The 7,333-nt window shown below is 73.9% G+C and carries 5 protein-coding genes; all 5 read right to left on the bottom strand.

What is annotated here, in order from left to right; all coding sequences use genetic code 11:
- Positions 1 to 140 precede the first annotated feature (140 nt).
- Complete coding sequence (locus AB0J86_RS17550) at positions 141 to 2,666, bottom strand: sigma-70 family RNA polymerase sigma factor (protein WP_363858182.1); 2,526 nt, start codon at positions 2,664 to 2,666, stop codon at positions 141 to 143.
- A 182-nt stretch (positions 2,667 to 2,848) separates the two neighbouring features.
- Positions 2,849 to 3,433: a redoxin domain-containing protein gene (locus tag AB0J86_RS17545; RefSeq protein ID WP_363858180.1), complete on the bottom strand. Its 585-nt coding sequence runs from the start codon at positions 3,431 to 3,433 to the stop codon at positions 2,849 to 2,851.
- Positions 3,430 to 3,879, bottom strand: a complete 450-nt coding sequence (locus AB0J86_RS17540; RefSeq protein ID WP_363858178.1) for a hypothetical protein — start codon at positions 3,877 to 3,879, stop codon at positions 3,430 to 3,432. The genes AB0J86_RS17545 and AB0J86_RS17540 overlap by 4 nt, the downstream gene beginning before the upstream one ends.
- Before the next feature lie 110 nt (positions 3,880 to 3,989).
- Positions 3,990 to 6,035 carry a M6 family metalloprotease domain-containing protein gene (locus AB0J86_RS17535; protein ID WP_363858176.1) on the bottom strand — a complete coding sequence of 682 codons (2,046 nt, stop codon included), beginning with the start codon at positions 6,033 to 6,035 and terminating at the stop codon, positions 3,990 to 3,992.
- A gap of 249 nt (positions 6,036 to 6,284) precedes the next feature.
- On the bottom strand, positions 6,285 to 7,103 hold the full coding sequence (locus AB0J86_RS17530; RefSeq protein ID WP_363858174.1) for a hypothetical protein: 819 nt from the start codon (positions 7,101 to 7,103) through the stop codon (positions 6,285 to 6,287).
- Between the last annotated feature and the right edge of the window lie 230 nt (positions 7,104 to 7,333).

Genomic DNA, 7,333 nt, shown 5'->3' with positions numbered 1-7,333 from the left:
TGGGTTTGGGTTCTCTTTGTCTGCCCCCCTCCCCCAGCCCCGGGGGGGGGGCGGGCCCGCCCCCCCCCCCCGCCCGCCCGCCCCCGGCCGCTCGCGAGCGGCCGGGGGCGTCGTGGTTTCCCACCCCGGACCTCCGGGACTCAGGGCGCCCGGAGGTACGCCAGCGCGAAGGTCGCGTCGGCCGGGGCGCCGGCGGCGTCGAAGCAGTAGATGATGATCCGTACCTTGCCCGGGTACGAGTACGAGTTCCAGACCTGGTTGCGGCAGAACCGGGGGCTGGCACCGGTCGCGGTGACCATGACGGCGTCCGCCGGGTACACCTGCGTCTTGCCGAGTCGCTGGTACCAGACGTCGTACGCGCCGACGCCGGTGCGGGTCAGGGCCGGGACCTCGCCGTTGAAGCTCCAGCTGCGGCCGGTGGCCACGGTCGGCGCGGCCGGATCGCCGCCGGTCGCCAGGTAGGCGGCCGGTACGCCCGCGTCGTGGTGCGCGCCCACCCCCTCGGTGTACGAGAAGCTCCAGCCCGTGTCGCGGGCCGCCCCGCCCGGGGCCGCGCAGGCCACGTCCACCCGCAGCCGGCCGCCGGAAGCGGTGACGCCGGCCGGGCGGCAGCGGACCGGCGCCGTACCGACCGGGGTGATCCGCGCGAACCCGGTGCCGGCGAAGGCGGCGTCGGCGGTCAGCCGGTACGCGCCGGTGCCGGTGCGGGTGACCGTCACGTTCCCGCCCGACGCGACCGTACCGCCGGTGCCGTACCGGGCCGTCACCATCGGGGTCGGCCCGTCGCTGGGCGCCACGAAGACGACCAGGAAGGGCAGGTTCTTGGCGGTGCCCGCCGGGTCGAAGCAGGCGACGTCGACGAGCTGGTCGGCGCCGGCCGGACGCGCGTCGGCGACCTGGCAGGCGGCGGCCTGCGGGTACCCCCACCCGGCGCTCAGCTCGGCGTGCGCGACGCCGGGCGTGCCGCCGAGGCCGGGCAGGCGGACCAGGTACCGGCCGGTGCCGGTGCGGGTCATCGTCGCGTACCGGTTGGCCGCGTCGCCGCCGCGCCGCCAGGTCCCCCACTGCCACTGCCGGTGCAGGTCGACGGTGTGGCCGACCGGCTCCTCGTACTGGTACTCGCGACTGGAGGCGTAGCCCCAGGCGGCCGCGCGGGGTGCGGGCGGCGCGCCCGGCCCGTCGTCGCCGCCGCGACCGCCGTCCGGTCCCGGGCGGGTGGCGCTCGGCTGCGTTCCGGGCGGGGCGATCGGCCGCCCGTCCGGACCGGTGGCACCGGGACCGGGCACCGGGCCGCCGCCGGGCGGGAACGTGCCGGGGCCACCCGGGCCGCCGCCGGGCGGGCCACCCGGGCCTCCCGCCGAGGGCGCCGTCACGGACGGGCTCGGCGCGGGCCCGGTCCACGGGTCGGCGTCGCCGCCGTCGAGGACAACCGTGCCGATCACGATGGCCGCGACCACCCCGGCGGCGGCCTTGGCCAGCTGCGGGTGGGCGGTGACCAGCTCCACCACGGTACGGACCCCGGGCAGCTGGGCGATCCGCAGCCCGAGCGGTACCTCGGCCGCGGCCGGCGCGACGGGTGCCGCCGCCGGGATCGCGGCCTGCGCGGCGCGGGCCGGGGTGGCACCGTCCCGGGGCAGCGCGGCGCCGTCGTGGACCGTCTCGTCCTCGTCGGTGGCGTCCTCGTCGCCCGCCCGGTCCCGCTCGTCGGGCTCGCCCCGCCGGGCCTCGTCGGTGGCGGCGTCGGCGAACGCCGCCTCGACGAACCGGTCCCGCCGCTCGTCCAGCTCCACCACCAGGAAGAGCACCAGGGTCGGCAGCCCGCCGACCAGCGTCATCGCCTGCGCGAGCCGGGCCTTGCACGCCTTGCACTGCCCGACGTGCTGCATGACCTTCGGCCGCGACCGCTCGTCCAGCGACCCGTGGTACGGGTGGTCGCCCGGCAGCTTCGCGCGCAATCCCGCGCAGGCGCCGAGGGAGGTACGGGCCATCAGCAGCGCCCCGGCGACCCGGCGCAGCGCGGCCATGGCCTCGTACAGCCGTCGGGACGCCTCGGGACGGTCGACGCCCACCCGCTCGACCAGGGCGTCGATGGTGGCGGAGCGGGCCTGCGCGTCGGGCAACCGCTGCCCGGGCGAGCTCAGGTGGACGGTCAGCGTCTCCCGGTCCCGCGCCGAGAGGCTGCGCAGCGCGTCGCCGACGAGGTCCAGGAAGACCGGTAGGTTCTGGCGCACCGTCAGGTCGCGGACCAGCCGGTCCTCCGCCTCGGCGAAGGCGGCCAGGGCGTGCGGGTCGGCCCGGTCCCGCTGCTCGCCGTCGAGCACGACGTGCTTGCGCTCGGCCCGGCGGTAGTAGCTGCGCAGCTTGTTGTCGGCGATGGTGAACAGCCACGGGAGCGGGTGCTGCGGGGTGGTGCCCGCGCGCAGGCTGCGCCAGGCCGCCACCAGCGTCTCCTGGGTCAGCTCGACCGCCTCGTCGGAGTCGAGCTGGTACTTGCGGCAGAGGTACCCGGCGACCCGGTGCTGCACGAACCGGACGAACCACTCGAAGGCCTCGACGTCCCCGGCCTGGAACGCGGCGATCCACTTGAGCATCAGCTCACGGTCGATCTCCGCCTGTGCGATCCGCAGCCGGCCCCGTCCGCCGGACGCGCGTTGGTCGATGCTCACTTGGACCCTCCCGTACCGTGGCCGGCGAGGTCGCCGGCGGGTTCGGAAAGAAAGACGCGGCGGCTAGCTCTGCCTCCTCCCCCCTGGAAGATAACTTCTCCGCGTTCTTTCACTGACCCTGCGTACGGCAGGTTGACAGTACCTGTCCTCCTGGGCGTCCACGCCCCGACCACCGGCGCTCGTCACGGGGCCAGGACGAGTTCGCGCAGCCGGGCGTCGAGCGTGGGCGCGTCGAGCCCGCCCGGCCAGCCGCGCAGCAGCGCGCCGCCCCTGGCGACGATCACGACCGCGGGCGGCTCGCGGACCGCGTACGACCGCCAGATGGTCTGGTCCGCGTCGACCACCACCGGGAACTCGACCCGGTGCTCGCGCAGGTACGGCGCCAACTCCCCCGGCTCGTCCTGGGCGGTCACGCCGACGAAGACGACCCGGTCCCGGTAGGTGCGGGCGAGGTCGCTCAGCGCGCTCTGCTGCCGGGCGCAGCCGGTGCACCAGGAGCTGAAGAAGAGCAGCACCACCGGGCGCTGCGCCCAGAGTTCGGCCACGGGCAGGGCGCTGCCGTCGGTGAGCGTACCGGTGAAGACCGGCGCGGCCGGCGCGCCGGACGGGGCCGGACGCAGCGCGAGCCCCGCGGGCGCCGGGCCGGGCAGCGCGGCGGCACCGCCGGGCACCGGCTCGGGCTTCGCGGGCGGCCCGCCGGAGCAGCCGCCGAGCAGCAGCGCCGCGACCAGCAGCGCGGCCACGGCGTGGGGCGACCGCCGCCTCATGCGGGTACCACCGCGACCAGCGCCGGGCCCTCGGCGTCGTTGGCGGTCAACTCGATCGGCGGTTGGTCGTCGACCACGAGCCGGTAGACGTCGCGCCGGGGCAGCGTGACCGGGACGGAGAACTCGCAGTAGGTGGGCACCCGGTCCACGCCAAGGTCCTCCTCGAAGGTGCGTACCGACCGGCCGGGCGGCAGCCGCCCGTCGGCCAGGGTCTCGCCGGCGCCGTCCACGACACGGTACGGGGCGCGGTTGTGGAAGAAGACGTACGCCCCGGTGCCGGCGCAGTCGACGCCCACCTCGCGCAGGTTGATGTCGCGGACCAGCACGCGCACGGTCCGCGCCGAGGTGGCCTCGTCCGGGCCGCCGCAGCCGGTGACGGCGCCGGCGAGCAGCGGCAGCGCCGCCAGCGCCGCCATGGTCGCGTACCGGACGGTCCAGCGCCGCATCGCTCCTCCTCGACGGTGCCGTTGACCCGCCGATCTAGGGCACATCGTTGTGAGTTGATCTCTAATCACGACGATATGCCCTAGATCGCGGGAGGGTGTCGCGCGTCCCGTCAGGACTTCTGCACCCGACAGGTCCGGGTCTCGGTCTTGGTCGGGTCGCTGACCGAGGTCGCGGTCAGCTGCACGATGCCGTTGTTCGCGGCGGACGCGCTGGCGCCGACCGAGACGCGTACCTGGGTGGAGGCGCCGAACTTGGCGGTGGCCAGGGCGTTCGGCAGCTCGGCCCGCCAGCCCTTGCCGTTCACGGTGGCGGTGAGCCGGTAGACGTCCGACGTGAGGTACGGGGTCACGTCCTCCGGGTGCTGCTGCCCACCGGCGGAGAAGACACCCGTGTTGGTGAGGTCGAACGAGCAGCTCACGCCCTGCTTGGTCGGCCTGCCGCCGCCCACGACCGCGCCCTTGCCCAGCCGTACGCCGTGGGCGCTCGGGCCGCCGGTGCCGTCGAGCGACCGTACGGCCACCGTGTACGACAGGATCCCGGTGCGGTCCCGCTTCACGTTCAGCACGTAGAAGTGCAGCCGGTTAGCCTCGTCGACGTACTCGTACTCGCTGCCGGAGTTGGTACCGGCGTGGAAGAGCGCGTCGGAGAGCTGCCGGTAGTCCCCCATCGTGATCTTCCGCGGGGTGCCGTCCGGCTTGTAGTAGTCGATCATATCGATGTCCTGCGGGTTGGCGTCGACCACCCACTGGAACGGCGCGCTGTCCTGGTTCTTGGTCTTGCTGATCAGCACGCCGTTGTCCGGGGTGAACGAGTCCGCGCCCATCCGGTCCACGACCTCGACCGTGTAGTTGTTGTAGTTGCCGCCGTCGCAGAGCGGGTTGGCGGTGACGTCACAGGCCGGTTCCAGGTCCCGGTTCAGGGCGATGTTCAGGCCGGTCAGGCCGCCCGGGCCGGCGTCGACCGCGCGGGCCTTCACGTCGGCCACCACCAGGCCCGAGGAGGCGAGCGCCTCGCGGGAGAGCCGCAGCAGGTGGTCCTCGCCGAGCAGGCCAATCTTGATCTTGTCCCGGACGGTGTGCAGCGAGCCCATGGAGCCGCCGTTGACCGGCGGGATCTGCCAGCGGGTGTGCGGTCCGCCCGGACCGTTGAACGACCCGCGCGACATCATGCTCCAGATGCCGGTGTACGCCCGGCGCAGCGGCGTGCCGTACGGGTTGTTGTAGTTGTCCCCGATGCTCAGCAGGTGGGTCAGCTCGTGGGCGTACGTGCCCTGGCCCGAGCTCTCCGCCTGGGTCGAGGAGCCGCCACCGGCGTTCGGCCAGATGTTCGCCGCCGCCTTCCAGGAGGTCCACTCGACGTACCGGGTCCGCGCGTAGTTGGGCAGGTTGGGGTCCGGCGGGCCCCAGGCGTCCGGCACGTCCTCCTTGTTCTGGAACATCATCTCGCCGAACTCCTGCCAGGTCGACGACTCGTCCTGGCCGGCACCGAGGATGAAGACCAGCTCGAACTGGTTGGCGACCTCGTCGCCGACGGCCGCGCGCCACGCGCCCAGCCCGTCGGTACGGATGTTGCGGTTGCAGGTCTCGCCCGAGGGACACATGCCCGGGTTCATGTCGTTGGTGATGCCGTACTGGTACGACTTCGCCGGCATCTGGTACGGGCCGAAGCCGGTGAGGTCCACCCCGTACCGGCCGTTGGAGTCCTGCATCCAGTACTCGTGCAGGGTGTGCCCCTTGTTCAGGGTGTTCGGGGTGTTGAGGAAGCCCTGGTAGAAGGCGGGCACCTGGTCCCGGGGGATGTTCGCGGCGGTCGCCTGCGGGTTACCGAAGACGCTCGACCGGGCGGGCTGGGTGACGACGAACGGCTGGTCCGGGTAGTCGAGCGTGACCAGTGCGATCTTGAAGTTGCGGACCGAGCCACGCACCGACGGGTCGGCCCAGTTCTTGTTCGGAACGGGCTTGTAGTCGTTCCACGTCATCGTGTCCGGGTTCTGCCAGTACTGCGGGTCGAGCACCTGGAAAGGGCCCGTACCCGCGGCGGACGCGGCGGGCGCGGCCGGTGCCGGACCGGCCGCCGCGGCGACGACCAGCGCGGTCGCCACCGCGGCGACCAGCGCGGATCGTCGCGCCGTTCGCCTGGTGAAGGTCAGGTGCATCGAGCCACCCTTCGTCGGGGGGCGGCGCGTGGGGGTCCGCGCCGCGAGCAGCCGGGTGCGCCACGGGGGCCGCACCGCGCAAGGAATGTAGAAGTGCCGCCACATCCCGGTCACCATGCAGATGTCGGCAGGTCACCCGGCGGCTTCCGACAACTGAAGGAGGATCTCGGCGGCGAATTCCGACGGACCGCTGCGGCCGGACCGAGGCGGCCGGTCGGGACCGGTGCATCCGGTCGGACCGGCCGGTCGTCAGGACCGGTGCGTCTGGTCGAACCGGCGGCGGGCGCTCCCGGGCTCGCCCCGCGACGACGGGTCGCCGCGGCGCGTACCCGCGGGCCACTGCTCGGTCGCCGGCTCCGCGTCGGCGAGCGTCGTCGCCCGCCGCTCGGCAACCGGTTCGGCGCCGCGCGCCGGCCGGGACGGGTCTGGTCCCTCCCCGTCGAACGGCCCGCCCGGGAGCCGCTCCGCGCCCCGATCGTGGCGGGCCAGGTCGGGCCCGTCCGCCCCGAGCGGCCCGCCGGAGAGCCGGTCCGCACCCCGATCGCGCCGGGGCAGGTCCAACCCGTCCGCCCCGAGCGGACGGTCGGCCGGCAGTTCCGCCGGGATGATCTCGTCCGGTTCGATCGCGGCCGGCTCCTCCGGTACGGGCCGGGGCCAGCGGCGCCAGCGCTGCGCGCTGACGACGCCGACCAGCAGCAACGCGCCCAGCACCAGCGTGGTGCCGGAGCGCACCGGCGCCGCCAGGTCGATCTGGTGCCCGGCCAGGCTGGGCTTGCGGTCGACCAGGTCGAGCAGCCCCGGGCTGAACACCGGCCCGAGGTAGCTGGCCAGGTAGCCGGCCCCGACCAGCACCGCGCCGAGCGGGGAGAACCTGAGCATGGCCAGCAGGCCGAGCACCAGCCCACCGGCCACCAACAGCAGCAGCGGCCGGACGACGTCGTCGACGGCGATCCCGCCGTCCCGCGCCGCCTGGAACGCCGCGGCGGACCGGGGCTGGCCGATGGCGAGCAGTATCCACACCGCCGGTCCCACGACGGCGGCGGCGATGACGGTTCCGATGTGTCGCATGCCGGGCAAGGTACCGATCTTGATGACGGAACCGGATACGGCTAAAGCGAAACTTAATGGAAGATCACGCCGAGAAATCGCGCCGTCGCGGCACCGGTACGACGAATCAGAAATCTCGGTTCGGAAGGGCCACCGCCGTGCCCCCGGAAGTTGGTGCAGCCACGTCCTGCCTACCTTCGTCCGCCGTACGACCACCGGTCGGCTCAACGGCGGCGGTACCCGTTGAACAC

Source organism: Micromonospora sp. NPDC049559 (assembly GCF_040676675.1).
Lineage (GTDB): Bacteria > Actinomycetota > Actinomycetes > Mycobacteriales > Micromonosporaceae > JBFAPK01.
This window is presented reverse-complemented; position numbering and strand designations above follow the sequence as displayed.

What these genes read in the sequence shown, in the direction of transcription:
- AB0J86_RS17545 (WP_363858180.1), bottom strand. Translation starts at nt 3,433, where the DNA reads ATGAGGCGGCGGTCGCCCCACGCCGTGGCCGCGCTGCTGGTCGCGGCG.
- AB0J86_RS17540 (WP_363858178.1), bottom strand. Translation starts at nt 3,879, where the DNA reads ATGCGGCGCTGGACCGTCCGGTACGCGACCATGGCGGCGCTGGCGGCG.
- AB0J86_RS17535 (WP_363858176.1), bottom strand. Translation starts at nt 6,035, where the DNA reads ATGCACCTGACCTTCACCAGGCGAACGGCGCGACGATCCGCGCTGGTC.
- AB0J86_RS17530 (WP_363858174.1), bottom strand. Translation starts at nt 7,103, where the DNA reads ATGCGACACATCGGAACCGTCATCGCCGCCGCCGTCGTGGGACCGGCG.